This is a genomic window from Clostridium sp. cel8, assembly GCF_014050525.1.
In the GTDB taxonomy this organism is placed as follows: domain Bacteria; phylum Bacillota; class Clostridia; order Clostridiales; family Clostridiaceae; genus Clostridium_B.
The window spans coordinates 113185-139215 of record NZ_JACGAG010000007.1 but is presented as its reverse complement, the minus strand read 5'-3'; the positions used below and the strand labels follow the sequence as shown (position 1 = coordinate 139215).

General features: G+C 29.2%; 23 protein-coding genes, 1 pseudogene and 1 riboswitch. Of the genes and pseudogenes, 20 read left to right on the top strand and 4 right to left on the bottom strand.

Annotation, left to right across the window (positions count from 1 at the left end; genetic code table 11):
- Window positions 1-623: 623 nt before the first annotated feature.
- Window positions 624-1370, bottom strand: coding sequence for a cyclase family protein (locus H2684_RS08145; protein WP_182088907.1), 747 nt, complete (start codon window positions 1368-1370; stop codon window positions 624-626).
- Window positions 1371-1686: 316 nt separating this feature from the next.
- Window positions 1687-1800: riboswitch (TPP riboswitch) on the top strand.
- Window positions 1801-1898: 98 nt separating this feature from the next.
- Here H2684_RS08145 and thiW point away from each other — a divergent pair.
- The 3 genes from thiW to cytX are packed head-to-tail and all read left to right on the top strand — an operon-like array spanning window position 1899 to window position 4419.
- A complete protein-coding gene (gene thiW, locus H2684_RS08140) occupies window positions 1899-2393 on the top strand; it encodes an energy coupling factor transporter S component ThiW (protein WP_182088906.1) in 495 nt (164 codons plus the stop codon).
- A 12-nt stretch (window positions 2394-2405) separates the two neighbouring features.
- Entirely contained in the window at window positions 2406-3212 is an 807-nt protein-coding gene (thiD, locus tag H2684_RS08135; RefSeq protein ID WP_182088905.1) for a bifunctional hydroxymethylpyrimidine kinase/phosphomethylpyrimidine kinase, read from the top strand.
- Window positions 3205-4419, top strand: a complete 1215-nt coding sequence (cytX, locus tag H2684_RS08130; RefSeq protein WP_182088904.1) for a putative hydroxymethylpyrimidine transporter CytX — start codon at window positions 3205-3207, stop codon at window positions 4417-4419. The genes thiD and cytX overlap by 8 nt, the downstream gene beginning before the upstream one ends.
- 313 nt (window positions 4420-4732) lie before the next feature.
- Here the strand turns inward: cytX and H2684_RS08125 are convergent, their stop codons facing one another.
- Window positions 4733-5089 (bottom strand): DUF134 domain-containing protein, encoded by a 357-nt coding sequence (locus H2684_RS08125; protein WP_182088903.1) that lies wholly within the window; start codon window positions 5087-5089, stop codon window positions 4733-4735.
- Between the two features lie 197 nt (window positions 5090-5286).
- On the bottom strand, window positions 5287-5463 hold the full coding sequence (locus tag H2684_RS08120) for a DUF5320 domain-containing protein (protein WP_182088902.1): 177 nt from the start codon (window positions 5461-5463) through the stop codon (window positions 5287-5289).
- A gap of 215 nt (window positions 5464-5678) precedes the next feature.
- Here H2684_RS08120 and H2684_RS08115 point away from each other — a divergent pair, with 215 nt between their 5' ends.
- From H2684_RS08115 to H2684_RS08090, 6 genes are all read left to right on the top strand, one after another.
- Window positions 5679-6722 (top strand): low specificity L-threonine aldolase, encoded by a 1044-nt coding sequence (locus H2684_RS08115; RefSeq protein WP_182088901.1) that lies wholly within the window; start codon window positions 5679-5681, stop codon window positions 6720-6722.
- A 148-nt stretch (window positions 6723-6870) separates the two neighbouring features.
- Window positions 6871-7575 (top strand): ABC transporter ATP-binding protein, encoded by a 705-nt coding sequence (locus tag H2684_RS08110; RefSeq protein WP_347707537.1) that lies wholly within the window; start codon window positions 6871-6873, stop codon window positions 7573-7575.
- Complete coding sequence (locus H2684_RS08105; protein ID WP_182088899.1) at window positions 7575-9935, top strand: FtsX-like permease family protein; 2361 nt, start codon at window positions 7575-7577, stop codon at window positions 9933-9935. The genes H2684_RS08110 and H2684_RS08105 overlap by 1 nt, the downstream gene beginning before the upstream one ends.
- Window positions 9936-9950: 15 nt before the next feature.
- Window positions 9951-11192: an HlyD family efflux transporter periplasmic adaptor subunit gene (locus H2684_RS08100; protein ID WP_182088898.1), complete on the top strand. Its 1242-nt coding sequence runs from the start codon at window positions 9951-9953 to the stop codon at window positions 11190-11192.
- Between the two features lie 95 nt (window positions 11193-11287).
- The gene (locus tag H2684_RS08095; protein WP_182088897.1) at window positions 11288-11980 is read left to right on the top strand and encodes a DUF554 domain-containing protein; all 693 of its coding nucleotides are present in this window, start codon (window positions 11288-11290) and stop codon (window positions 11978-11980) included.
- 220 nt (window positions 11981-12200) lie between these two features.
- Window positions 12201-12398 (top strand): cold-shock protein, encoded by a 198-nt coding sequence (locus H2684_RS08090; RefSeq protein WP_182088896.1) that lies wholly within the window; start codon window positions 12201-12203, stop codon window positions 12396-12398.
- A gap of 64 nt (window positions 12399-12462) precedes the next feature.
- On the opposite strand, the pseudogene H2684_RS08085 reads toward H2684_RS08090, so the two are convergent.
- A pseudogene (locus H2684_RS08085) lies at window positions 12463-13645 on the bottom strand (MFS transporter).
- Window positions 13646-14256: 611 nt separating this feature from the next.
- On the opposite strand from H2684_RS08085, the gene pyrB reads away from it, so the two are divergent.
- The 11 genes from pyrB (at window position 14257) to lon (ending at window position 25993) form a co-directional block, all read left to right on the top strand.
- Complete coding sequence (gene pyrB / locus H2684_RS08080) at window positions 14257-15174, top strand: aspartate carbamoyltransferase (RefSeq protein WP_182088895.1); 918 nt, start codon at window positions 14257-14259, stop codon at window positions 15172-15174.
- Window positions 15175-15191: 17 nt separating this feature from the next.
- A complete protein-coding gene (locus H2684_RS08075; RefSeq protein WP_182088894.1) occupies window positions 15192-15623 on the top strand; it encodes an aspartate carbamoyltransferase regulatory subunit in 432 nt (143 codons plus the stop codon).
- 28 nt (window positions 15624-15651) lie between these two features.
- The gene (gene pyrF, locus H2684_RS08070) at window positions 15652-16521 is read left to right on the top strand and encodes an orotidine-5'-phosphate decarboxylase (protein ID WP_182088893.1); all 870 of its coding nucleotides are present in this window, start codon (window positions 15652-15654) and stop codon (window positions 16519-16521) included.
- A 24-nt stretch (window positions 16522-16545) separates the two neighbouring features.
- Window positions 16546-17319 carry a dihydroorotate dehydrogenase electron transfer subunit gene (locus H2684_RS08065; protein WP_182088892.1) on the top strand — a complete coding sequence of 258 codons (774 nt, stop codon included), beginning with the start codon at window positions 16546-16548 and terminating at the stop codon, window positions 17317-17319.
- 41 nt (window positions 17320-17360) lie between these two features.
- Window positions 17361-18248 (top strand): dihydroorotate dehydrogenase, encoded by an 888-nt coding sequence (locus H2684_RS08060; protein ID WP_182088891.1) that lies wholly within the window; start codon window positions 17361-17363, stop codon window positions 18246-18248.
- A gap of 27 nt (window positions 18249-18275) precedes the next feature.
- Window positions 18276-18857, top strand: a complete 582-nt coding sequence (gene pyrE, locus H2684_RS08055; RefSeq protein WP_182088890.1) for an orotate phosphoribosyltransferase — start codon at window positions 18276-18278, stop codon at window positions 18855-18857.
- 221 nt (window positions 18858-19078) lie between these two features.
- Window positions 19079-19861 (top strand): hypothetical protein, encoded by a 783-nt coding sequence (locus H2684_RS08050; RefSeq protein ID WP_182088889.1) that lies wholly within the window; start codon window positions 19079-19081, stop codon window positions 19859-19861.
- Window positions 19862-20185: 324 nt separating this feature from the next.
- Window positions 20186-21478, top strand: a complete 1293-nt coding sequence (gene tig / locus H2684_RS08045; RefSeq protein WP_182088888.1) for a trigger factor — start codon at window positions 20186-20188, stop codon at window positions 21476-21478.
- A 126-nt stretch (window positions 21479-21604) separates the two neighbouring features.
- Window positions 21605-22189, top strand: coding sequence for an ATP-dependent Clp endopeptidase proteolytic subunit ClpP (gene clpP / locus H2684_RS08040; RefSeq protein WP_182088887.1), 585 nt, complete (start codon window positions 21605-21607; stop codon window positions 22187-22189).
- 19 nt (window positions 22190-22208) lie between these two features.
- Window positions 22209-23498 carry an ATP-dependent Clp protease ATP-binding subunit ClpX gene (gene clpX, locus H2684_RS08035; RefSeq protein ID WP_182088886.1) on the top strand — a complete coding sequence of 430 codons (1290 nt, stop codon included), beginning with the start codon at window positions 22209-22211 and terminating at the stop codon, window positions 23496-23498.
- Between the two features lie 173 nt (window positions 23499-23671).
- On the top strand, window positions 23672-25993 hold the full coding sequence (lon, locus tag H2684_RS08030; protein ID WP_182088885.1) for an endopeptidase La: 2322 nt from the start codon (window positions 23672-23674) through the stop codon (window positions 25991-25993).
- The last annotated feature ends 38 nt before the right edge of the window (window positions 25994-26031 follow it).

The following is a 26031-nucleotide window of genomic DNA, read 5'->3' as shown; positions in this document are numbered from 1 at the left end:
TTTTTAACTTTTATTTTTCAATCTATAATATTTCCTTTTTCTTGTATTTAATTTTTTAATTATGCTCATATCTATTTAAAATATCTTCAAATAATATAATATTTCTACTTTTATGTTTGTTTTAATCGCTAATTTAATGCTTATTATATTAACAATCATAGGATTTGTCAATATAATCATAGGATTTGTCAATATATTATTATCAATTAGATAATTTAAATCTATATATAATAAATGATTATCAATATAATTTAATTTTATTTTTATCCATTATTGTGTAAAAATATATGTATGATACTATATTCATAAAATTATATAAATTGTTACAAATAGTTAATTAATATGACACTAAAGCGTAACAAAAACCATATATACTTATAAGTGTCCTAAGGAAATAGACTTAGAGAAATTAAAAATAATGTGTTTACATATACATGAAAAGAGTAATGGTAATTACCAAACTGGTGTCTGTGGTTGCAGGGCACAATAAATTTAAGTGCAACCGCCATAAGACAGTATAAAAATTGATCCCCCTATAAACTACAAAAAAGCAGGCATTTGTCATTTAGAATGCCTGTTTTTTTATAATTATTATAGAAAGATAGTTTAATTGACTACATTTATTATTCATTAACTATTGCAAAAGCACGTACTGGAAAACCTGGAGCATCTTTAGCTTTGGGAACCACACAGAAAATTATTGCACCTACTGGTGGGACCTTATCTAAATTTGCCATTACTTCTATTTGATATTTATCTTGATGTAATATATAGTTTTCGCCTTTAAATCCATATTTAGTTTGGCTTATTGGAGCATCTGTATCAAATGGTTCATGACCGCTTGCTGCTATTTTACGCGTTTCATATAAAAATTCTAATGTTTCATATGCCCATCCTGGATAATGCAAATTTCCTTCGCTATCAGCATTTGAACATTTTTTTTGATCAGGCCAGTTTTTACTCCAATCAGTTCTCATTGCAACAAAAGAACCTTCAGGAATGGTACCATATTTAGATTCAAACTTAAACAAATCCTCAAGTGTAAGTTCATAATCAGGATTTTTTTTAAAATTATCTGAACAATCGATAACTACAAGAGGTAAAACCATTTCTTTAAGTTCTATATCTTCAATAAGTCTTTTTCCCTTTGCAAAATGCCCTGGGGCATCCATATGTGTTCCGTATTGACCTGGGAAAGTATACTGATTAACAAATATACCGTCATTTTCAATTGTAAAAAGAGTTTCAATTTTTTCGGGTTTAAATCCAGACCATTTTGGAGTATCTGAACCAAAAGCATGTGTTAAGTCAACCCATGTACATTTCTTTAAATCAGCCAATGTTTTCCATAAATCTAAATTTGGTATCATTTTTATCTTCTCCTTTAAATTTTATTAGCATTTTGAGAATTATGCAAATGCTAAATCTTTATTTTAATATATATTAATTTATTAAAAAAATCAAGAATATTTTAATAAATATTTAGTATATTCTTGATAAAATTTTATTTTTGTTAGAATATGTACATGTATCATAAAATACAATTGTTATTTTGAAAATTTTTGTATCCATTTAGTAAGTGTAAAAACTTATAATTAGAGTGAAATAAATTGTAAAAATTAATTAAAACATATGAAACATTGTCTATATATAATTACTGTGTTAAAATTAATTTAAAATCAAATAATATAAGTACAGGGGAGCTACTATAGGATAGCTGAGATAAAGACCCGTTTAAGTCTTTGACCCTTATACCTGATCTGGATAATGCCAGCGTAGGGAAGTTAAGTACATTAACGCATTTATGCATGTATTTTTGCACGAATCCTTGCCTGGGTTCGTGTTTTTTAATTTTTTGTAATATAAATAAATTTATAATCTTAAGGGGTGAATATAATATGCAAACTAAGAAGTTAACCATGTCAGCATTACTTATTGCAATAGGTGTTGTAGCAGGAAATATTATTTATATTCCTGTAGGAGTGTCTAAGTGTTTTCCCATTCAACATCTAATCAATGTACTTTCAGCTGTTATTTTAGGACCAACATATGCAGTTTTAAATGCATTTGTTATTTCTTTAATTAGAAATATATTGGGAACAGGTTCTCTTTTAGCATTTCCAGGAAGCATGATAGGAGCGTTTCTTGCCGGTATTATGTTTAAGAAAACTAGAAGTAAACTCTATGCAGTTGTTGGAGAAATATTTGGAACAGGAATTTTAGGAGGAATAGTTGCGTATCCAATAGCAAAATTTATAATGGGAAAAGAAGTAGCAGTATTTTTCTTTGTGATTCCTTTTTTAATAAGTACTGTTGGAGGAAGTATCATCGCTTATGCTGTACTTACTGTGTTTGAAAAGACAAAAATACTAAGTAAATATACTCAAATTTAAGGAGGAGATATTATGAAAAATGTTTTAACAATAGCAGGATCAGATACTTGTGGAGGTGCAGGAATTCAAGCGGATTTAAAGACATTTTCTGCTCATGGAGTCTATGGAATGTCAGTTATTACAGCAGTTACAGTGCAAAATACTCAAGCTGTTTATGATGTTCAAGATATTAATAAAGATATTGTTTCGGGACAAATTAAAGCTATTTATGAAGATATAGATGTAGAAGCAGTAAAAATAGGTATGGTGTCACAAATAGATACAATAAAGGCTATAAGAGAAGGATTGGAAAAGTATAATGCTAAAAATATTGTACTTGACCCTGTTATGATATCTAAAAGTGGATATAATCTTTTAAATCCAAAATCAAAAGAAACTTTAATTAGAGAATTAATTCCAATTGCTGATGTAGTTACTCCAAATATTCATGAGGCAAGAGCAATATCTGGAATAGATATTCATGGAATAGAGGATATGGAAAAGGCTGCAAGAGAAATATTTAACATGGGACCTAAAAATGTTTTAGTTAAAGGTGGACATCTTCAAGAGGAAGCAATTGATGTTTTATTTGATGGAAAAGAAATAAAATTATTTAAAGGGTCTAGAATACATACGAAAAATACCCATGGTACAGGTTGTACACTATCTTCAGCTATTGCTTCTAATATTGCACTTGGATATTCCATAGAGGAATCTGTAAAAAGGGCAAAAGAATATATAAATATTGCAATTGAACATTCATTAGATATAGGAAAAGGTGTAGGACCTACAAATCACTTTTATAAGCTTTATAAAAAGGCGGGTATGATAAATGAGTGATAACAAAAACAACTTAACTGGATTTAATTTTATGCTTCTTTGGTTTGGGGCAGCTATGTCTATAGCAGAGATAATGACAGGAGGACTTTTAGCTCCTATGGGATTTAAAAATGGAGTTATAGTTATATTAATAGGACATGCTGTAGGCGTTACTATACTGATTTTAGGAGGAATAATTGGAACTTGCGAAAAAATTCCTGCTATAATGTCTACAAGAATATCATTTGGACTATACGGTTCTTATATTTTTTCTGTTTTAAATATACTTCAGCTTGTAGGATGGACAGCTATAATGATTATATCTGGTGGACGGTCATTAAATTTAATAAGCAAAACAATATGGGGTTTTGACAATATAGCACTATGGAGTCTTGTTATAGGAGCACTAATATGTATATGGATTGCACTTGGAGTTAATGGACTAAAAAAGCTTAATATTGTAGCAGTTTTACTATTATTTGCATTAACTATTGTTTTAAGTGTTGTTGTATTTAAAAATGGAAGTTTATTTACTAAACAGGTTGTAGGAGATATGAGTTTTGGTGGAGCATTTGAACTGAACATCATAATGCCACTGTCTTGGTTGCCACTTATTGCTGATTACACAAGATTTGCAAAAAGCAAAAGAGGAGCAGTTACAGGAAGCTTGCTTGGATATTTTATAGGAAGTTCATGGATGTATATTATTGGATTGGGAGCAGCTATTTTATTTAACAATACTGATGTTGGATCTATAATGATTGCGGCTAATCTAGGGATTACAGCATTACTAATAGTTGCTCTATCTACAGTTACAACTACTTTTTTAGATGCCTATTCTGCAGGTATAACATTTTTAAATGTATTTCCTAGAATTAAAGAAAAGTGGGCAGCAATGGCTATGGCAGTTGTAGGAATTGTATTAGCACTTATAATGCCAATAGAGCAGTATGAAAATTTTTTATATGCAATAGGTTCTGTGTTTGCTCCACTATTTGCAATTTTATTTACTGATTATTTTATTGTAAAAAAACAAAAAAATATACAAGAAGATGTGCTTTTAAATTTTGGTGCAGTTATTGTATGGATTTTTGGAATTGTACTTTACTATAAAATTATTAACATTGATTTTATACTAGGAAGTACAGTTCCAGTTATGGTTATAACTAGTTTTGTATATTGTGTATTGTGGAAATGGATTTCGAAATGGAAGTATATGAAAAGATAATAAAAGTTTTTTAAGAATATTTTAATGCATAACCTACTTTTACGCCTAAATATGACATAAAAGTAGGTTAATAATTTTTATTATTTTATTTTTGAGTTTTCGTCATAAAATATTCAATCTATTATTTTGACTTGTCATTGATACGGAGTAGCTGTTTGATGAAGTAGCAAAATCATACTTACCTTTTCTAAATTTTCAATTGGATATTTAGAATTAGATGATTTAATTTCTTATGTAACAATCATTAAAATTACGAAAGCTGTTGAAAGAGCCATACTTGCTGGAAATCTTTTTATGCTAAAGAATATAAAAGCTAATTTCTACCATGTCTATGTCTATGACAAATACATGTATTACATTTGTCTGTATTTTGGACGTCACTGCAAAGTTTATAGTTTCCACCTTGTATTTTTAAAGTTTTACCATTTATTAAGCTATCGGCTAATTTCTTTCGTGCAGTATCATATAGTCTTTGTATTGTTGAACGTGCAACTCCCATTAATTTAGAACTCTGCTGTTGATTTAGACCCTCAAAATCCATAAGCCGTATAGTTTCATATTCCTCTACACTCATTATTATACATTCTGTTTCATGTGAATTATATATAGGACCATATTCTTTAATTTGAGGTAATGTACAAACTTTTTTGAATTTTCTTGGCCTTGGCATTTAAATTATCCTCCTAGAATTAATTATATATATAATATTACAAGTGAATGGTAAAAATCAAATATCATTGAAAAAATAGCTGGGACTGTTGTATTTAGTACAGTAGTCCCAGTTATGATTTAGATGAAGTAAAGTTTCAAATTAAAATTTCCAGGTTTAATGAAATTATATGAGTTGTATTGAATTTATTTATTATATTATAAATTTTTTAATTTGTTGTTGATAATATTAAGTTTGTTTTCAAGAATTTCTTTTTCTTTAGAAAGTAAATCTTTTTCATTAGTAGTTTTAAATGTGTTACAAAATCCTAGTCCTCGTCCTCTTCCTCTTCTAGGTCCCATTCCAATTGGACCTGTACCATCTCTTCTTGGCATAAAATCATCTCCTTTTTTATTTTGGGTATATGATATATACTCTTTAAATATTATTATACTTAATTTTAGGCATATGTCAATAACTTTTCATACATGTATTTGAATTTAAAAGTATGTATAAATTAAGTTTTAGTATTTTAAATCTATGTGTTATAATTAAAAATAATTTTTAAAGTAAAAAATAGGTGTATTATATATTAAAAAGGAGGTATATGATGAAAAACAATAAGAAAAAATATAGTTTTAGAAATGATTATAGTGAAGGTGCCCATCCTAATATTATAAAAGCCTTAACTGAAACTAACTTAATTCAGCAAGAAGGTTATGGAGAAGATGAATACTGCATTCAGGCAGCAGATATTATTCGAAAAAAAATACATAATGAAAATGCTGACGTACATTTTGTAGTAGGTGGGACACAAGCTAATCTAATTGTAATATCATCAATACTAAGACCTTATGAATCAGTTATAGGAGCGGAAACAAGCCATATAAACACACATGAAACTGGAGCAATTGAAGCTACAGGACATAAGGTATGCATTGCTAATTCTAAGGACGGTAAACTAACACCTGAAGATATAAAATTGGTATTAGACCAGCATGAAGATGAACATATGGTTAAACCGAAAATGGTTTATATTTCAAATTCCACTGAAATAGGTACAATCTACAAAAAGAATGAACTAAAAGCTCTACATGATTTCTGCAAGCAAAATGGATTGATACTGTATTTAGATGGTGCTAGAATTGGATCTGCTTTGTGTTCATGTGAAAATGATTTAACATTAGAGGATTTAGGAAAACTTGTAGATGTATTTTATATTGGCGGTACAAAGAATGGAGCACTTATAGGTGAAGCAATAGTTATAAATAATGATGAATTGAAAGAAAATTTTAGATTTTGCTTAAAACAAAGAGGGGCGCTCCTTGCTAAAGGTAGGATATTAGGTATACAATTTAAGGAATTGTTTAAAGATGATTTACTATTTAAACTAGCAAAGCATGCTAATTTAATGGCAGATAAATTAAGTAAATCAATAGAAAATTTAGGATATGATTTTTTGGTAAAATCTTCTACAAATCAAATATTTCCAATAATGCCTAATGAACTTATTGATAAGTTAAGTGAGAAATATTTGTTTTATAAATGGTGTAGTATTGATGAGAATTCATCAGCAATAAGATTGGTAACTTCTTGGGCAACAAAGGAAGATGTAATAGATGAATTTATAGAAGAACTTTCTCGCAATAAATAGACAATCACAATAATTTTAAGTCTTTAGAGTGAAAATATGCTCTAAAGGCTTATTTTATTTGTGTACATATTTTAGATTATATCAATACACAATAAGTAGTACAATTAGCTTATAAGTTATTAAACAATTCATGGGAAGAGGTGATTTGGTGGAGGTAATATTAAGAGGAAAAAATGTAAGTAAGATTTATAAAATGGGAGAAGTTCAAGTTCATGCTTTAGATAAACTTGATTTTGAAATATACAAAGGTGAGTTTGTAGTAGTGTTAGGACCAAGTGGTTCAGGAAAGAGCACATTTTTAAATATGATTGGTGGAATGGATACTATAACATCTGGACAGCTTTATTATAAAGATAAACTTTTGAGTAAAATGAATGAAAAGGAGCTAACAAAATATAGAAGAGAGGCTATAGGATTTGTTTTCCAATTTTACAATCTCATGCCCAATTTAACTGCAGAAGAGAATATTAAGCTAGCTACTCAGATATCAAAAGATCCTATTTGTGTTAAAGAGGTACTAAAAGATGTAGAACTACTAGATAGAGCAGACTATTTTCCATCACAAATGTCTGGAGGTCAGCAGCAAAGAGTAGCTATAGCAAGGGCGCTAGCAAAAAATCCAGAAGTTCTTCTATGTGATGAACCTACAGGAGCTTTAGATGGGAAAACTGGTATAATTGTACTTAAAATTTTGAAAAATTTTAATGAAAAATATAAAAAAACAGTGATTATAATTACCCATAACTCTGATATAGCTAATATTGCTGATAGGGTTTTCTATATTAAAGATGGAAAAATAATTAATATAAAAGTAAATAAAAATCCTCTTTCACCTGAGGAGGTAAATTGGTAATGCTATTTTTAAAGATGATTAGGGATATAAAAAGAAATATTGTTTCTTATATGGCTTGTATAATTGTAGTCGCAACAGGACTTTTAATTTTTACATGTATGTCTTTAGTAAGTGATAACTTAAATTCTGCTAGAGATAGGTTTTATGAAAATGCTAACTTTGCAGATGGATTTATATCAGTAAAAGGTATACCCTATTCTAAAATAGACAATTTAGAAAAAATAAAAGGAATTAATCAAATAGAGGGCAGAGTTACAAAAGATGTAAGAGTGTATTCAGAAGATAACAATGAAAGTAAATACTTAAGATTGATTTCAATAGATTTAGATAAAGAAAATCATCTTAATAAGCCCGTCTTAATCAGTGGAAATTATTTAAAAGACAATGTTAACAATATATTAGTAGATGACAACTTTTTTAAAGCCAATAATTTAAAAATTGGTGATAAAATAAGTCTTATAATAGATGGAAAAAAGGTAGATCTTAATATAAGCGGTACAGAAATGAGCCCAGATTTTGTATATGCAATGAAAAGTGGCCAAGATTTGTTCCCAGATCCAGAAAATTTTGGAATAGCATATGTTCCATATAGCTATATAAAACCCTATTTAAAGGAGAAGACCTTAGTAAATGATTTAAGTTTTAATTTAGATAAAAATGTTAAATATAAAGATGTTTCAGAGAATCTTAAATCAAGCCTTACTCCATATTCTTTAAATTCAATATATGAAAGAAAAGATCAACCTAGTAATTTAATGTTATCTCAAGAACTTAAAGGACTTGAAGGTATGGCAAAATCTTTGCCAATAATGTTTCTTGGAATTGCAGCTTTTATTCTCTACATTATGCTAAAGAGAACTATTGAATTACAAAGAGGACAAATAGGAATACTTAAATCCTTTGGATACACTAGTAGAGAAATTTTATATCACTACATAAGTTATGCTGTTTTTGTTGGATTAATAGGTGGAATTCTAGGTGGAATTTCTGGAATAGCTCTAGCTAGTCCTATGACAGAAATGTATAAGCAATATTTTAGCATTCCAAATATAACTAGTTCATTTTCGATTTATTACACTATTCTTGGAGTTGTAATATCATTGGCAGTAAGTATTGCAGCAGGGTTTCAAGGAAGTAAAAGGGTGTTAAAGCTTCAGCCAGCAGAAGCAATGAGGCCAGATGTACCTAAAACAGCAGGTAAAACTAAAATAGAAAAGGTGAAATTTATTTGGAATAGTCTTAATAGTCAAGGTAAAATGGCCGTGAGGAATATATTTAGAAACAAAGGTAGAAGTTTTTTTACTTTAGTGGGAACTATGTTTGCATTTAGTTTAATGTGTACTTTTTTTAATTCTTTAAATATGTTTGATGTGATGTTTAATGAACAATATGAAAAGGTTCAACTCTATGATTGCAAAATAAGTTTCCAACAATTAGTAAATTCTGAAAACATGGTAAATGAAATAGTTCATAGAAAAGAAGTTAAAGCGGCAGAACCAATGCTTGAGGTAGCAGTTAATCTTAAAAATAGTTGGCGTGAAAAAAATGTACCAATTATAGGATTAACATCTGAAAGCAAGCTCTACAATATTTTAGATAAAAATGGTAGTGTAGTAAAATTGCCTGACTCTGGATTAGTACTGTCTAAAAGAGCTGCACAGGTTTTAGATGCAAAAGTTGGTACAGTTTTAGAGGTGGAAAGTTCATTATGGGATGATGAAAAAAAGAAAATTTATGTATCTAAAATAGTACCTCAATACTTAGGCATGAATGCATTTATGAGTCAAAAGCAACTTTCTAGACTAATAGGAAATAATAATTATGCTAGATCTTTAATACTGAAAATTAGCCCTAGTGATATTGAAAGTTTTAAAGAGTATTGTAATAAATCTCCTATTATAACGGCAATAGAGGTAAAGGCAGATTCAATAAAAAAAATAAACGATATGCTTAAAACATCAATTCTTGTAATATGGAGCCTATTAGTGTTTTCTGTAATTATAGGATTCATAATAATATATACATCAAGTGATATATCTTTTTCGGAAAGGGAAAGAGAACTAGCATCTTTGAGGGTAATGGGATTTTCAGAAAAAGAAGTGTTAGAAGTTTTATCAACAGAACAATTTTTTATAAGTGTGTTTTCAATAATAATAGGTATACCAGTAGTAAAACTTATGATGGGTGTAGTTGTTAGCTCAATGAATAGTGATTTATATAGTATACCGTCTATGATAGGTTATAAATCAATATTAGCAGGAATTATTGGAACATGGGCAGCACTGCTTCTTGCAAAGAGTGCATTAAAATTAAAAATAAAGAAATTGGATTTAGTCAATGTATTGAAAGAAAGAGAATAAGAGGAGGAAAGCAATTTGAAAAAGAGAATAAAAGTTATATTTTTTAGTGTTATTATTTTATGCATAATAGGAGCAGCTTTTTATAATTACTATAGAGGAATAGATGTAAGCATTTATAAAGTGAAAAATCGTACATATACTAAATCCTTTAAAGAAGAGGGGAAAGTTGTAGCGGATGAAAAAAGTAGTATTTATAGTCTTATAAATGCTCAAGTCCTATCTTTAAATGTAAAGGAAGGGCAGAAAGTTAAAAAAGGAGAATTAATATTAAAAGCAGATACTAAAGATTTGGATTATAAAATACAGGAGTTGAAATATAAAATTGAAAGTTTGGAAAATCAAAAACTTCAAGCAAATACTCCACCCTATGATGCACAAATAGAGGCATATAATTTGCAAATAGAAAATCTGCAAAACAAATTAGATGTTCAAAGTAAAGATTTTCAAAGGATAAAAGCGCTATATGATAAAGGATTTGTAAGTGAAAGTGAATATGAAAAAGCAAAGGAAAATGTACAAAATTTACAAAATATGATAGAACAGCAGAAAAATAATATACAACTTATACAAGAACAAAGCGAACCTTCAAAAGGAACAAATGAGTATTATGATGCAATGGAACAATCTTTAAAAACACAAATTGATTCACTAAACTATGAGAAAAGTAAGGCTAATGTATACTCAACTATGGATGGAGTAATAAAAAATTTACCTGTAAAAGTTGGAATGGTTCTATCTCCAGGAACTTTAATTATGGATATATTTAATGATAAAAATTATAAAGTAGAAACTTATGTGCTTACACAAGATATTAATGACATAAAAATTAATTCAAGTGTTGATTGTATATTAAAAACAAGAGATAAAGATTTATCTTTTAAAGGTATAGTATCTGATATAGCTCCAGCAGCAGTACAAAAAGTTTCTCCCCTAGGATTAGAGGAACAGAGAATAAAGGTTACAATAAAACCAGATTTCAAAAATGTAACAGTAAGACCAGGTTATGATATGGATGTAAAATTTACTACATATAAAAAGGATAATTGCATTTTTATATTGAAATCAGCAGTGTTTTCTTATAAAGACGGTAAAGCTGTGTGGGTAGTGAGAAATTCTAAGGCTCATATACAGCAAGTTAAAACAGGAGTTGAAGACAATCAATATATAGTTATTGAGGATGGTTTAAAAGAAGGAGATGTTGTAATAACAGATACTGATGTTAAAGGTTTGAAGGAAGGAAAAAGAGTGCATTACTAATTTAGCTAGTGAAAGTAAAGCTAGTTTAATATATAATTTTATATTGTAACTACAGATAATATAAAAAATTGGAATAGGAGATTGAGGGATAGAAAATGATAGGTGTAATTGTTAATACTATAGCTGTTATAATAGGCAGTACTATTGGAATTCTTTTTAATAGAGGAATTTCTAAAAGAATTATTGATGAAGTCATGGTTGGAATAGGTTTGTGTACTGTATACATTGGAATATCAGGAACATTAAAAGGTGAAAATACATTAATACTTATAATTTCAATTGTTATAGGAATTATTATAGGTACATGGCTTAATATTGAAAAAAGAATAAATAATTTAGGTAAGTTTATTGAAAAGCGATTTAAAAATAAGGGTGAGAGTCATGTTTCAGTTGCAGAAGGGTTTGTTACAGGAAGTCTTTTATTCTGTGTAGGGGCAATGACAATTGTAGGTTCATTAAATGCAGGACTTACTGGAGATAACACTATGCTCTTTACAAAATCAGTGCTTGATTTTATATCATCTACAATACTATCTATAAGTCTTGGAATTGGTGTGTTGTTTTCAGCATCTTTTGTCCTAATATTTCAAGGAGGAATAGTTTTATTAGCAGGATTTTTGCAGCCAATTTTAACTGATTCAGTTATTTCAGAAATTACTTGTACAGGCTCTCTTATAATCATAGCACTTGGATTAAATATAATTGGTGTTACAAAAATTAAAGTGGCAAATTATTTACCTTCAATTATAATAACTCCGATTTTGTGTTGGATATTAACACTATTTTAGAAGGAGGAATAGAAATAATTATAAATAATCTAAATATTATTTGCTTTATGTAATATTATGTGTTATACTTAGCAAGTAACTTAAATGAATCGTAATTAATTTAAACGCGAATATATTTCAAATATGTACTTATGATTATAATATGTATGTAATATCGAAATTTTATTTGGTTAGTTTATTACAAAGAGTTTAAGAAATAAAATTTTGGAGGTACTATTATATGACTGGTACAGTTAAATGGTTTAATGGAGAAAAAGGATATGGATTTATTACAGGAGATGACGGAAAAGATATTTTCGCACATTTTTCACAAATAAATTCAGATGGTTATAAGACACTTGATGAAGGACAGAAAGTTTCTTATGATGAAGGCGAAGGACAAAAAGGACCACAAGCACAAAATATTACTGTTCTTTAATTAACAGGGTGAATATTTCATCCCTTAGGCAATATTGCCTAAGGGATTTTTTATGTATAGTATTTTAATTCATATTCGGTTTTCTATAAATTAAAAAGTGAAAAATTATAGCTAAAGCTTCAAAAATAAGTCCAAGAGTACATACTCCTTGCCATCTAAAATGCTGCCAGCAAAGTGTACCTAAAAATGATCCTGTAGATCCCCCTGCAAAATAGGAAAACATAAATACTGTATTATTACGACTTCTAGCTTCATCACCTAAAGAGTGTACTTGTGCTTGGTCTGATATTTGACTACCTTGAGTTCCTAAATCAAGGAAAATAGCACCAATTATTAGTCCGAATATGTGATTACCAAATATAGCAAGACATATATAAGCAAAAGTTGAACACAGTATAGTTATTCCAAGTGTAAATCTGGGGCTTTTTTTGTCTGCAACTTTTCCAACTAAAGGAGCAGCAAGTGCACCAGATATTCCAAATAGACCAAATAGGCCAGCTTCTTTTGTACCCATATTATAAATTGGTGTTTCAAGCATAAATATAAGTGAAGTCCAAAATATACTAAATGATCCAAACATGAGGAAACCATTTATAGCTTGATTCACGAAGAGGCATTTGAGTTTTTATGAGGCCTGGAATTGATTTTAAAAGTTTTATATATGAAGTATTGCTTACAGGCTTGTCCTTTGGAAAAGCTTTCAAAACAAATATAAATAGCATTATACTGAATCCAGATGCAAAAATATATACTACTCGCCAATTGAAAATTGATCCTATAATACCACTGAATACACGTGAAACTAAAATTCCTATAAGGAGTCCACTCATAACATCACCTATAACTTTACCTCGTTTTTCCTCAGGTGAAAGATGCGCAGCATATGGAACAATAACTTGAGGTACTATAGTTGTAAGACCTACTATAAACATAGATATAAGCATAAAAAAGTAATTTTGTGAAAATGCAGTAGCAATTAATGATAGAAATATTAATATCAACAGCTTTAATATAAGTGATCGTCTTTCGCATATATCACCTAATGGTACTATAAAGAGAAGGCCGAGAGCATATCCTATCTGAGTAACAGTGGCAGCTATTCCTGCTGAACTTTCAGATACAGAAAAAGTAGTTACAATTTGAGATTCTAGAGGTTGGATGTAATATAAATTGGCAACAGAAACACCACATATAATGGCCATGAGTAATATAAAAGATTTAGTTAATACAAATTTCTTTTTTTCCATAGAATCGGACAATTAATATATCCCCTTTCAAAATTATAGTGAAATTTATAATGTTATGTATAACATTATAATATATAAATTTAGGAAGATTGTCTATAAAATAACGTTTTCAAGTAAAATCATAAAATTCATTTTTTATTTATTCATAAATTAAACAATTAATTAATATAACTGTAACTTAGATGTAATACATAACTACTAAAATAACACATATAAAATAAAACATAATAGTCCTCAATAGTTGAGTATCTGGTGACACAGATGCTCTATTTTTTTATATAATATTACATAAAAAAACTAGGGACAGATCCCTAGCATAATAATTAATGGAAGTATAAGAACTAACATTAATATGATATGTAAAATTGAAATTATTATACTATGAAATTAAATTATAAAATTAAACTACTTTTATTGACTTTGATATGAGTATATGATATTCTAATAGAAATTAAACATAACCTTTAAATGAGTCCAGAGAGGCTTAGAAGGTGTAATTTATGGCTATGTCAATAATAATTATTTAAATAGTGTAATTATACCTTCAGTTATGAAGGTATTTTTTATACCTTTAAATTTAGCACCGAGAGGCTAAAAAGGAGGAATGTCAAATGTTAAAAGGAAAGCATCTCATAGATATACGAGATTTTTCAAAAGAAGAATTGAAACAAATTTTTGATTTAGCAGAAAATATAATTTCCAATCCTGAGGATTTTGAACATCTCTGTGATAGAAAGATATTGGCAACATTGTTTTATGAGCCAAGTACAAGAACAAGACTTAGCTTTGAAACAGCTATGTTAAGACTTGGAGGAAAGGTTATAGGATTTTCACAGGCAAGTTCAAGCTCAGTATCAAAAGGAGAGAGTGTAGCTGATACTATAAGAATAATAAGCGGTTATGCAGATATAGTTGCTATGAGGCATCCAAAAGAAGGAGCGCCAAAAGTTGCATCTATGAACTCTTCAATACCAGTGATAAATGCAGGTGATGGTGGACACCAACACCCAACTCAAACTTTAACAGATCTTCTCACAATTAGGTCAATAAAAAAATCATTGTCAAATCTGAATATAGGCTGTTGCGGAGATTTAAAATTCGGAAGAACCGTACATTCATTTATAAAAGCCATGTCTATGTATGAAAATAATAGTTTTACCTTAATATCCCCACAAGAATTAAAAATACCTGATTACTTAAAAAGAGAGATGGACAAAAACGGTATAAAATATATAGAAACAAAAAAATTGGAAGATGTTATTGATTCTCTAGATATACTCTATATGACTAGAGTTCAAAAGGAGAGATTTTTCAATGAAGAAGAGTATATAAGACTTAAAGATAGTTATATACTAGATAAATCAAAAATGGATATTGCATCTAAAAATATGATAGTTTTGCATCCACTTCCAAGAGTAAACGAAATTGCCTACGAAGTAGATGATGATCCACGAGCATGTTACTTTAAACAGGCAAGGTATGGGGTATATGCTAGGCAGGCTCTTATATTAAAACTTTTAGGAATGTAGGGAAAGGGGTAGAGTATATGCTTGAAATCACTAGTATAAAAAATGGAATTGTAATAGATCATATAAAATCCGGTTACGGAATAAAAATATTTAACTATCTAAAACTAAATAATGTAGATTACTCAGTAGCACTTATAATGAATGCACAGAGTAAAAAACTGGGTAAAAAGGACATAATAAAAATAGAGAATAAACTTCAGCTTGATTTTACAGTACTTGGATTCATAGATCCAAATATAACAATTAATATTATAAAAGATGAAGTTATAGAGAAAAAATTAAAACTTAAACTGCCAAAGAAAATAAAGAATGTAATTAAGTGCAAAAATCCTAGGTGCATAACCTCTGTAGAAGAAAATATACCACAGGAGTTTTATCTTGCAGATGAAGAAATTGGAGAATATAGATGTGCTTATTGTGATGAAACTTATAACGGTTTTATGAGCTAACAATTCAAGTAAGGGAGCGAGTTGTAATATGATAATAGATAAATTGTATGAAAGTGTAGAAAAAAAAGGTCATGTATGTGTTGGACTGGACACTTCAGTGGAGTATATGCCAGAGGATTTTGTAAGGTCAAATGAAAATATATGTGATTGTATATTTGAATACAATAGGAATATAGTAGATAGCACATTTGATGTAGCAGCTTGTTTCAAAGTACAAATTGCCTATTATGAGGGATTAGGCATTCAAGGACTAGAAGCTTATGCAAAAACATTGAAATATATAAGAGAAAAGGATTGTATAGCTATTGCAGATGTTAAAAGAGGAGACATTAAAAAGACTGCCCAGATGTATGCAAAGGCTCATTTTGAGGGAGATTTTGAAAGTGATTTTGTAACATTAAATCCTTATATGGGATTGGATACAATAGAAACTTTTTTACCATATATTGCAGAGAAAAACAAAGGTGCTTTTGTATTAATAAGGACATCTAATTCTGGAGCAAAAGATATTCAGTATCTTGATACATTGGAAAATAAAAAAGTATATGAGGTATTAGGGGAAAAAATAAATAGTATTGGTAAAAAGTATCTTGGAAAATGTGGATATAGTTCTATTGGAGGAGTAATGGGATGTACTCATAGGGAAGATGGGGAGAAGTTGAGATGTAACCTTGACAGTACATTTTTTCTGATACCTGGATATGGAGCACAAGGAGGAGGAGCTTCCGACGTAGCTATATATCTGAAGGATAAAAATGGAGGAGTAGTAAACTCCTCTAGAAATATTCTCATGGCATATAAAAAATATGATAAAGGGTATAAGAAATATGGAGAATGTGCAAGATTAGAAGTGTTGAAAATGAGAGATGAAATATACAGTGAAATAAATAAAATCTAATAGATTATACATTTAATTTTAGAAATGGAGGAGATAGAATTGGATGATAAACTAAAGTATATTACATGTAAAGTCTACAATAACACAAAAATTCAAGAGGGAATATACAAAATTGAATTTCTTGGAAAATTTTCTGGAAATCCAGGACAATTTTATATGCTTAGGGCATGGGAAACGGAACCAGTTCTATCAAGACCTATAAGTATAAATTATATTGACGAAAATAAAATTTCTTTTTTGTATCAAGTTGTAGGACGAGGGACTAATATATTGAGTAAACTTGAAAAAGGTGATTCTGTAAAGTTAATGGGACCTTTGGGAAATGGATTTAATATTGATACTACAAGTAAAAAAATTGCCATAGTATCAGGAGGAATAGGAATTGCACCTATGTTATATCTTGCAAAAACAATAGATGAAAGGTCATATAGAAAACATATAAAACTTGATTTATATGCAGGGTTTAAGAAAGATACCTATATATTAGATGAATTTGAAGATATTGTAGACAATATATACTACACTGTTGAAACTGGAGAAACTGGTGTAAAAGGATATGTAACTGATATATTCAAGCCTGAAAGCTACGATGAGGTACTGTGCTGTGGACCTGAAAAAATGATGGTTAAGGTTGTAAAGATGTGTAGAGAAAAATCTATACCCGTTTATGTTTCAATGGAAAGCCGTATGGCCTGTGGTATAGGAGCTTGTCTAGTTTGCACTTGTAAGACAAAGAATGGTAACAAGAGAACATGCTGTGATGGACCTGTATTTCCAGGGAAAGAATTGATTTTATAAATCTATAGTTCTTTAAAAATGTTTTAAAAAGGAGAATATCTATGGATATTTGTGGAGTTAAATTTAAAAATCCTATAATTGCAGCTTCAGGAACATTTGGTTTTGGTGAAGAGTACAATAGGTTGTTTGATGTATCAAAACTTGGAGGAATATGTTCTAAAGGGCTTACCTTAAATGAAAAATTAGGAAATGATGGAATTAGAATTTTTGAAACTGCATCTGGAATTTTAAACAGTGTAGGACTTCAGAATCCGGGAGTAGAGCATTTTTTGAAATTTGAACTTCCTATAATGAAAAAATTTGATACTGTAATCATTGCAAATCTTGGAGGAAGTACATTAGAGGATTATATTGAAGGAGTAGAACTTCTTAACAACTCAGATGTGGACATAATAGAGCTCAATATATCATGTCCAAATGTAAAATGTGGTGGGATGGCTTTTGGAATAAAATCTGATGTTGCTTACAAAGTTGTGAAAAGTGTTAGAAAGCACTGCATAAAGCCTCTTATAGTAAAATTGTCTCCTAATGCAGAAGACATTGTAGATATGGCCATAAAGTGCAGAGATGCAGGAGCTGATGCCTTGTCACTTGTAAATACTTTTAAAGCAATGGCCATTGATATAGAAAACAAAAAGCCTATTTTTGAAAATGTAACTGCTGGGCTTTCAGGACCTGCAATAAAACCTATTGCCTTAAGAATGGTATATGAAGTATCCAAGGCAGTAGACATTCCAATTATAGGTATAGGGGGAATATCTACATGGAGGGATGCAGTTGAATTTATAATGGCAGGTGCAAGTTTGATACAAGTAGGTAGCGCAAATTTTATAAATCCACTTGCATGCATTGATATATTAGATGGATTAAAAGATTATATGAAACGTGAGAATATAGAAAGTTTAGATCAAATATGTGGAATAATTTAAAAATAGGAAAGGATGATTGTATATAATATGAATAAAGATGAGATGGTTATAAATAATTTAAAACAAGTAGGAGCATTACTAAATGGGCATTTTTTATTGTCATCTGGTAAGCACAGTGATAAATACTGTCAGTGTGCCAAACTTCTCCAATACCCTGATAAAGCTAGTGAAGTTTTAAGTGTTGTTGCAGATAAAATTAAAGACTTAGACTTTGACTTAATTGTTGGACCTGCAATGGGAGGCATAATAGTATCTTACGAGCTTGCTAGACAAACTGGAAAGCCTGGTATATTTGCAGAAAGACAAAATGGTAAGATGACAATAAGAAGAGGATTTGAAATAAAAAAAGGACAAAAGATTTTGATATCAGAAGATGTTATAACTACAGGAAAGTCATCTCTTGAGGTTTGTGAAGTTGTAAAAAAATTAGGAGGAGATATAATAGGTCTATGTTCTATAGTTGATAGAAGGTCGGATGATATAGATATACCTTATCCTGTATACAGCGCAGTAAAGCTTAATATAAATACATATGATGCGGAAAATTGTCCTATGTGTAAAAAGAATTTACCTTATGAAAAACCAGGAAGTAGAATGTTTAAAAAATAAATACAATATTGGTTTAACTTAATATTTTCAGGTATTTTTAAAATGCCTGAAAATATTTTTTGCTTTTATGTAAATTTATAAAATGTTAGTATTATTTCTTGTTCTTTTGAGTTATAATAAAAAATGAGTTGCGTATTATAAGTTGATTTCAATTATTATATTTGTCTATAAAAAGTAAGAGAAGGGAGGTACTGCTGTTATATAAAGACAGCGGAAATACAGTGAGAAAAAAACCAAGTATTTTTAGTAAGGATTATGAAAAACAGATGAGAAAAAGAAGAATAAGAATATTTTTAGTATCTGTATTTTGTTTAGCATTTATAATTTTAATTTCTATTTATTTAACTGGAATGTTTAAGACGGCATTAAATGATGTGGGAAAGGAAAAGAAAGACTTGGCTTCACAAACTCAAAAAACTAGTAAAAAATCAAGTACTGCATCTGTTAAGAATAACTCAGTTAATGATGAAGATGAAAGTTTACAGTACACAGTTGAATTAAGTGATGGTAAAAGTGTAAATTTAGTATATGAAAATAAAGATAATAATAAGATATTTAAAGATGTTATACCTAAAGATGCTAATGTAGCCTATAGTATAAGTCCTTCAGGGAAAAATGCTCTTATATTTGATAGTAAAATTCAAAGTATACTTTTATTTGATACAAATGGGAACAAAGAGGATATAACTAATCCGGAATATGTATCAAGTTCAGGTACAGTTATATCTAAAGATAATCAATTGTCATCAAATCCAAATTATATTTGGTGTTCTTCTCCAAAATTTATAGACGATGATAATATTGCATATATAAGTCAATTACCTTGGCTTAACAAAAGTTCTAAATATATCTGGATTGAAAATATTCAAAATAAGAGTCATATTATGGTTCAATCTATAGAAGGACAAAATATAGAATTTGGGGATATTACTGATAAGGGACTTACAGTTAATGTAGACTCAAATACAATATATTTAAAAAGTACAGGTGAAGTTAGCCAATAAAGTTAATTTATTGGCTTTTTAGCTGCAGAAAATTATTATTATAAAGAAAAAAAGTAGATAAGAGAAAATATAGATTATAAAAAATATCTTGTAAATTTAAGGAAATAGAGTATAATGGAATAGATATAATTTAAGTCTATAATGAAAATTATAATATCGACTATAAAATTTGTGTTTTTTGGTATATAATTATAATAAGTAAAATTTTAGATACTAGTGATAAATTAAGTGACTTTCTATTAATTTTATTTATAAATATATATAATTATATGTTATAATGTCATAGTTAATATAAGTGCATAGTGTAATTAGGAGGAAGTAATAATGAACGTTAAGATGGAGAAAGTTGAAAATAATGTAGTTAAATTGGAAATAACAGTTGAATCAAAGAAATTTGACGAAGCAATTAAGAAGGCATTTAAGAAAAATGCTAAGAAGTTCAACATACCAGGATTTAGAAAAGGTAAAGCACCTATGAATATAATAAAGAAATATTATGGAGAAGGTGTATTTTATGAGGATGCTATAAATTTTTGCTGTAATGAAACATATCCTGAAGCATTGAAGGAAAAGGATGTAAAAGCAGTAGATTATCCTAAAATTGACATAGTTGATATTGGAGAGAATAAAGACTTTATATATACGGCTACAGTTACAGTAGTTCCTGAAGTTGAACTTGGAGAATATAAGGGAATTGAAGTAAAGAAGAATACATATAAAGTAGAAGATAAAGAAATAGAAGAGGAATTAAAATTAAGACAGCAAAAGAATGCAAGAATAGAAACAAAAGAAGATGGTGCTATTGAAAAGGGAGATATAGCAATAATAGATTTTAAAGGATATATAGATGATAAACCTTTTGCTGGTGGAGAAGGAACTGATTACCAACTTGAAATAGGATCAGGTACATTTATAGATAATTTTGAGGATCAACTTATAGGTTTAAAAGTTAATGATTCAAAAGATGTAACTGTAACTTTTCCAGAAGAATATGGTTCAGAAGAGTTAAATGGTAAAGAAGCAGTATTTAAGGTTAAAGTTAAAGGTATAAAGACAAAGGAACTGCCTGAATTAGATGATGAATTTGCAAAGGAAATTTCTGAATTTGATACATTAGATGAAGTTAGGGCAGATATAAGAAAAAAGAAGGAAAAAGAGAATGAATTAAAATCAAAAAGAGAGTATGAAGAGGCAGTAATAGATGCTGTTAGTGCAAATGCAAAAGTTGATATTCCAAATGTAATGATAGAAAAAGAAGTTGATAATATGCTTAGGGATCTTGAAATGAGATTAAAATATCAGGGATTAGATCTTGAGTCATATTATAAATACACAAATAATACAGAACAAAAAGTTAGAGAATATATGAGAGAAACTGCAGAAAAAAGAGTTAAAAATGACCTTGTAATTGAAAAAATAGCTAAAGTAGAAAATATTAAAGCTACCGATGAAGAATTACTTGAAAAGGCAAATGAAATGGCTAAGCAATATGGAAATAAAGATCCTGAGAAAATGGCTAAAATTATTCTTGAAAGTCAAAGAGCATATTTAGAAACTGATGTAGTTAGTGAAAAAGTTGTAAAAATGCTTGTTGACAATAGTAAAGCAATAGCATAATATGATGTGTAATAATAATTAATTGGTAGATATTTTATGGCAATTAATTTTAAACAAATTATAGTTAAATTAAAAAACTGATGTATAATAACTATTAAGAATGGTTATATAAAGGAGGAGAGTTTTATGAGTTTAGTACCAGTAGTTGTTGAACAGACAAATAGAGGAGAGAGATCCTATGATATTTATTCTAGACTTTTAAAGGATAGAATTGTTATGTTAAGTGAAGAGGTAAATGACGCTTCAGCTAGTCTTATAGTAGCACAGTTGTTATTTTTGGAAGCAGATGATCCTGATAAAGATATATCATTATACATAAATAGTCCAGGAGGTTCAATAACCTCTGGTATGGCGATTTATGATACTATGCAATATATAAAACCTGATGTATCTACTATATGCATTGGTATGGCAGCTTCTATGGGATCATTTTTACTTGCAGCAGGTGCAAAAGGTAAGAGATTTGCTCTTCCAAATGCAGAAATAATGATACATCAACCTTTAGGTGGATTCCAAGGGCAAGCAACTGATATTGGAATCCATGCAAAGAGAATACTTGAAATAAAGAAAAAATTAAATACTATATACAGTGAGAGAACTGGTCAGCCTCTTGAAAAGATTCAACAGGATACAGAAAGAGATAATTTTATGACAGCAGAAGAGGCTAAAAATTATGGATTAATAGATGAGGTTATTACAAAAAGAAAGTAACCTTTAGTGAGGTGTAGATATGGCCAAAAATGATGATAAGAAACAACTTAAGTGTTCATTTTGTGGTAAAACACAGGATCAAGTAAGAAGATTAATAGCAGGGCCAGGTGTATATATTTGTGATGAGTGTATAGAACTTTGCTCTGAAATAATAAGTGATGAATTTGAAGATGATATTCAAACTGATATGACATCACTGCCTAAACCTGCAGAAATTAAAAACTATCTTGATCAATATGTAATTGGTCAAGATGAAGCTAAAAAGTCATTATCAGTAGCAGTTTATAATCATTATAAGAGAATAAATGCAAATAACAAAACTGATGATGTAGAACTTCAAAAGAGTAATATATTACTTTTAGGACCTACAGGTTCTGGTAAAACTCTTTTAGCACAGACTCTAGCTAAGTTTTTAAATGTTCCATTTGCAATTGCAGATGCTACTACATTGACTGAAGCTGGATATGTTGGAGAAGATGTTGAGAATATACTATTAAAACTTATACAAAATGCTGATTATGATATAGAGAGAGCTGAACATGGTATAGTCTATATAGATGAAATAGATAAGATAGCAAGAAAGTCTGAAAATCCATCTATTACAAGAGATGTATCAGGAGAAGGAGTTCAACAGGCGCTTTTAAAGATATTGGAAGGAACTGTTGCTTCAGTACCTCCACAAGGTGGAAGAAAACATCCTCATCAAGAGTTTATACAGATAAATACTACTAATATATTATTTATATGTGGTGGAGCTTTTGATGGAATAGACAATATTATAGAACACAGAACAAGAATTAGTACTTTGGGATTTGGTGCTGAAATACAATCCAAAAAGGAAAAAGACATTGGAAAACTTCTTAAAGAGATAATGCCAGGAGATCTTTTGAAATTTGGTCTTATACCTGAGTTTGTAGGAAGAATTCCTATTGTAGTTACTTTGGAAGCTTTGGATCAAAATGCACTTAATAGGATACTTGTGGAACCTAAAAATGCACTTGTTAAACAGTATAAAAAGCTGTTTGAAATGGATAATGTTGAATTAGAGTTCAAAGACGATGCTATTAGGGAAATTGCAGATGAAGCTTTAAGGAGAAATACTGGAGCTAGAGGACTTAGAGCTATTATAGAGGAAACAATGAGAGATATAATGTTTGAAATACCATCTAGAGAAGAGATTGCTAAAGTTATAATAGATAAGGACACTATAAAAACTAAGAAGCCTGAACTTATAACTGTTGAAAATGGGAAAAGATCTCCTATGAAGGTTAAAAAATCAAGATCAAGAAAAGGTCCAGAAACTGCTTAGTAATGTGTAAATTTCATTAGTATTTAAGAGAGTACTGAAATTCAGTACTCTCTTTTAACTATTCATATGTATAAAAGTGAATAATTGAAAAAACTATATTTTATAGTTATAATATACTAGTCTAGTGTATTAAATTTTAGTTGAGGTAAATTTTTTAAAGTGAGGAGAGAAACATGGACAAAAATTTAAAAGATATTCCTCTAATTCCGTTAAGGGGTATGACTGTGTTTCCATACATGGTTGTACATTTTGATGTAGGGAGAGAAAAATCAAAACTTGCATTGGAAGATGCTATGATAAATGGACAGAAAATATTTTTATCATCTCAAAAGGAATATGGAGTTGAGAATCCACATAAAGAAGATATATATAACATAGGAACTATCTGCAATATAAAGCAGATACTTAAGTTGCCTAATGATGTAATTAGAATACTTGTAGAAGGTGAATCTAGAGGCATATTAAGAGAATATATAGGAGAAGAACCTTTTTTTAAAGTTGCAGTTGAGCCAATTGAAGATAAATTTGAAATTAATAGCGATTTTAAAGCATTAGTAAGGCTTGTAGTAAAAAAGTTTAATAAATATATAAACTTATCTGAAAATGGTATATCTGAATCAATTATTGGTATGGATGATTTGGACAATCCAGGAAGAGTAGCAGATATAATAAGTGCATACTTGGTATTAGAAGAAGATAAAAAACATGAACTTTTAGAAACCCAAAATGTTCAAGATAGACTAGATAAAATACTTGGTATACTTACTGAAGAAATAGAAATACTTGAGGCTGAAAATAGAATTGAACTTAAGCTAAAAAGTGATATAGATAAGTCACGAAAAGATTACTATTTGAGAAAACAGCTTAAAGCTATAAAGAAGGAACTTGGAGAAGAGGATGGGTTAGAGAAAGATATAGAAGAATACAAAGCTAAAATATCAAAGAAGAAACTCCCAAAAGAAGTAAGAAAAAAAGCATTAAAGGAGATAAATAGATTAGAAACTTCTGGAGAGTATTCGTCTGAAAATGGTATGATAAAAAATTATTTAGATTGGATAATTGATTTACCATGGAATGATAAAACTGAGGATAACTTGGATATAAAATCTGTTAGAAATGTTTTAGAAAATAATCATTATGGTTTAAAAGATGTAAAAGATAGGATAATAGAATACTTATCTGTTAAAAAGATGAATAACTCATTAAAAGGACCTATTTTATGTCTTGTAGGGCCTCCAGGTGTAGGAAAGACTTCAATTGCAAAGGCAATTGCAAAGGCAATTAATAGAAATTTCGTAAGGATGTCTTTAGGTGGAATTAAAGATGAAGCAGATATAAGGGGACATAGAAGAACATATATAGGAGCTATTCCTGGAAGAATAATATACGGAATCAAGGAGGCAAAATCAAATAATCCTGTATTTTTATTAGATGAAATTGATAAAATAGGAGCTGATTTTAGAGGAAATCCTGCAGATGCACTTTTAGAAGTGCTAGATAGTGAACAAAACAATACATTTAGAGATCATTATCTTGAATTGGATTTTGATTTATCAAATGTTCTCTTTATAACTACTGCAAATACAATAGATACAATACCACGTCCTCTTATGGACAGAATGGAAGTAATACAGGTTTCAGGCTATACAAGTGAGGAAAAATTTCATATAGGCAAAAAATACATAATACCAAAACAACTAGAGGAAAATGGAGTAAAGGACAATAGCATTAAATTTTCGGATCCTGCAATATATACAGTTATAAATAACTACACAAGAGAATCCGGAGTAAGAGATATGGAAAGAAAAATAGCTTCTATAATAAGAAAGGCAGTTACAGAAATTGTAGAGGTAGGAAAGAAAAAGGTATTTGTAAATACTACAAAAGTAAAATCATACTTGGGTTCCGATATGTTTAATTATGATAAGATAAATAAAGATGATAGAGTAGGTGTTGTAATGGGCATGGCATGGACGGCTTATGGTGGAGATACTCTGCCAGTAGAGGCAGTTATAATGCCTGGAAAAGGTAGACTTCAGCTTACAGGTAATCTTGGAGATGTAATGAAGGAGTCGGCTAAAGCTGGTTATAGTTATATAAGAGCTAATTATAAAAAATTTACAGGTATAAAAGAAGATTTTTATAAAAACTATGATATCCATATACATGTACCAGAAGGAGCTATTCCAAAGGATGGACCCTCAGCAGGTGTGACTATGGTTACTGCTATGATTTCTGCACTTACTAATAAAAAAGTAAAACACAATGTAGCTATGACAGGTGAAGTAACATTGACAGGTAGAGTTCTTCCTATTGGGGGACTAAAAGAAAAAAGTCTTGCTGCCTATAGAGCTGGTATAGATACAATAATAATTCCAAAAGATAATAAAAAAGATTTAGTCAAAATACCTAATAGTATTAAAAATAAAATAAATTATATAGTTGTAGACAAAGTAGATACTGTAATTGAAAATGCATTAGTTGATAAATTATAAATATTAAATAAAAATTAGACATATTATAATAGAGAACA

Bases quoted from the DNA above. Each gene is read 5' to 3' on its own strand.
- H2684_RS08060 (WP_182088891.1), top strand. From the start codon at position 17,361: ATGGATATTTGTGGAGTTAAATTTAAAAATCCTATAATTGCAGCTTCA.
- pyrB (WP_182088895.1), top strand. From the start codon at position 14,257: ATGTTAAAAGGAAAGCATCTCATAGATATACGAGATTTTTCAAAAGAA.
- H2684_RS08065 (WP_182088892.1), top strand. From the start codon at position 16,546: ATGGAGGAGATAGAATTGGATGATAAACTAAAGTATATTACATGTAAA.
- pyrF (WP_182088893.1), top strand. From the start codon at position 15,652: ATGATAATAGATAAATTGTATGAAAGTGTAGAAAAAAAAGGTCATGTA.
- H2684_RS08115 (WP_182088901.1), top strand. From the start codon at position 5,679: ATGAAAAACAATAAGAAAAAATATAGTTTTAGAAATGATTATAGTGAA.
- H2684_RS08145 (WP_182088907.1), bottom strand. From the start codon at position 1,370: ATGATACCAAATTTAGATTTATGGAAAACATTGGCTGATTTAAAGAAA.
- H2684_RS08075 (WP_182088894.1), top strand. From the start codon at position 15,192: ATGCTTGAAATCACTAGTATAAAAAATGGAATTGTAATAGATCATATA.
- cytX (WP_182088904.1), top strand. From the start codon at position 3,205: ATGAGTGATAACAAAAACAACTTAACTGGATTTAATTTTATGCTTCTT.
- thiW (WP_182088906.1), top strand. From the start codon at position 1,899: ATGCAAACTAAGAAGTTAACCATGTCAGCATTACTTATTGCAATAGGT.
- pyrE (WP_182088890.1), top strand. From the start codon at position 18,276: ATGAATAAAGATGAGATGGTTATAAATAATTTAAAACAAGTAGGAGCA.
- H2684_RS08105 (WP_182088899.1), top strand. From the start codon at position 7,575: ATGCTATTTTTAAAGATGATTAGGGATATAAAAAGAAATATTGTTTCT.
- clpP (WP_182088887.1), top strand. From the start codon at position 21,605: ATGAGTTTAGTACCAGTAGTTGTTGAACAGACAAATAGAGGAGAGAGA.
- H2684_RS08120 (WP_182088902.1), bottom strand. From the start codon at position 5,463: ATGCCAAGAAGAGATGGTACAGGTCCAATTGGAATGGGACCTAGAAGA.
- tig (WP_182088888.1), top strand. From the start codon at position 20,186: ATGAACGTTAAGATGGAGAAAGTTGAAAATAATGTAGTTAAATTGGAA.
- lon (WP_182088885.1), top strand. From the start codon at position 23,672: ATGGACAAAAATTTAAAAGATATTCCTCTAATTCCGTTAAGGGGTATG.
- H2684_RS08090 (WP_182088896.1), top strand. From the start codon at position 12,201: ATGACTGGTACAGTTAAATGGTTTAATGGAGAAAAAGGATATGGATTT.
- clpX (WP_182088886.1), top strand. From the start codon at position 22,209: ATGGCCAAAAATGATGATAAGAAACAACTTAAGTGTTCATTTTGTGGT.
- H2684_RS08095 (WP_182088897.1), top strand. From the start codon at position 11,288: ATGATAGGTGTAATTGTTAATACTATAGCTGTTATAATAGGCAGTACT.
- H2684_RS08125 (WP_182088903.1), bottom strand. From the start codon at position 5,089: ATGCCAAGGCCAAGAAAATTCAAAAAAGTTTGTACATTACCTCAAATT.
- thiD (WP_182088905.1), top strand. From the start codon at position 2,406: ATGAAAAATGTTTTAACAATAGCAGGATCAGATACTTGTGGAGGTGCA.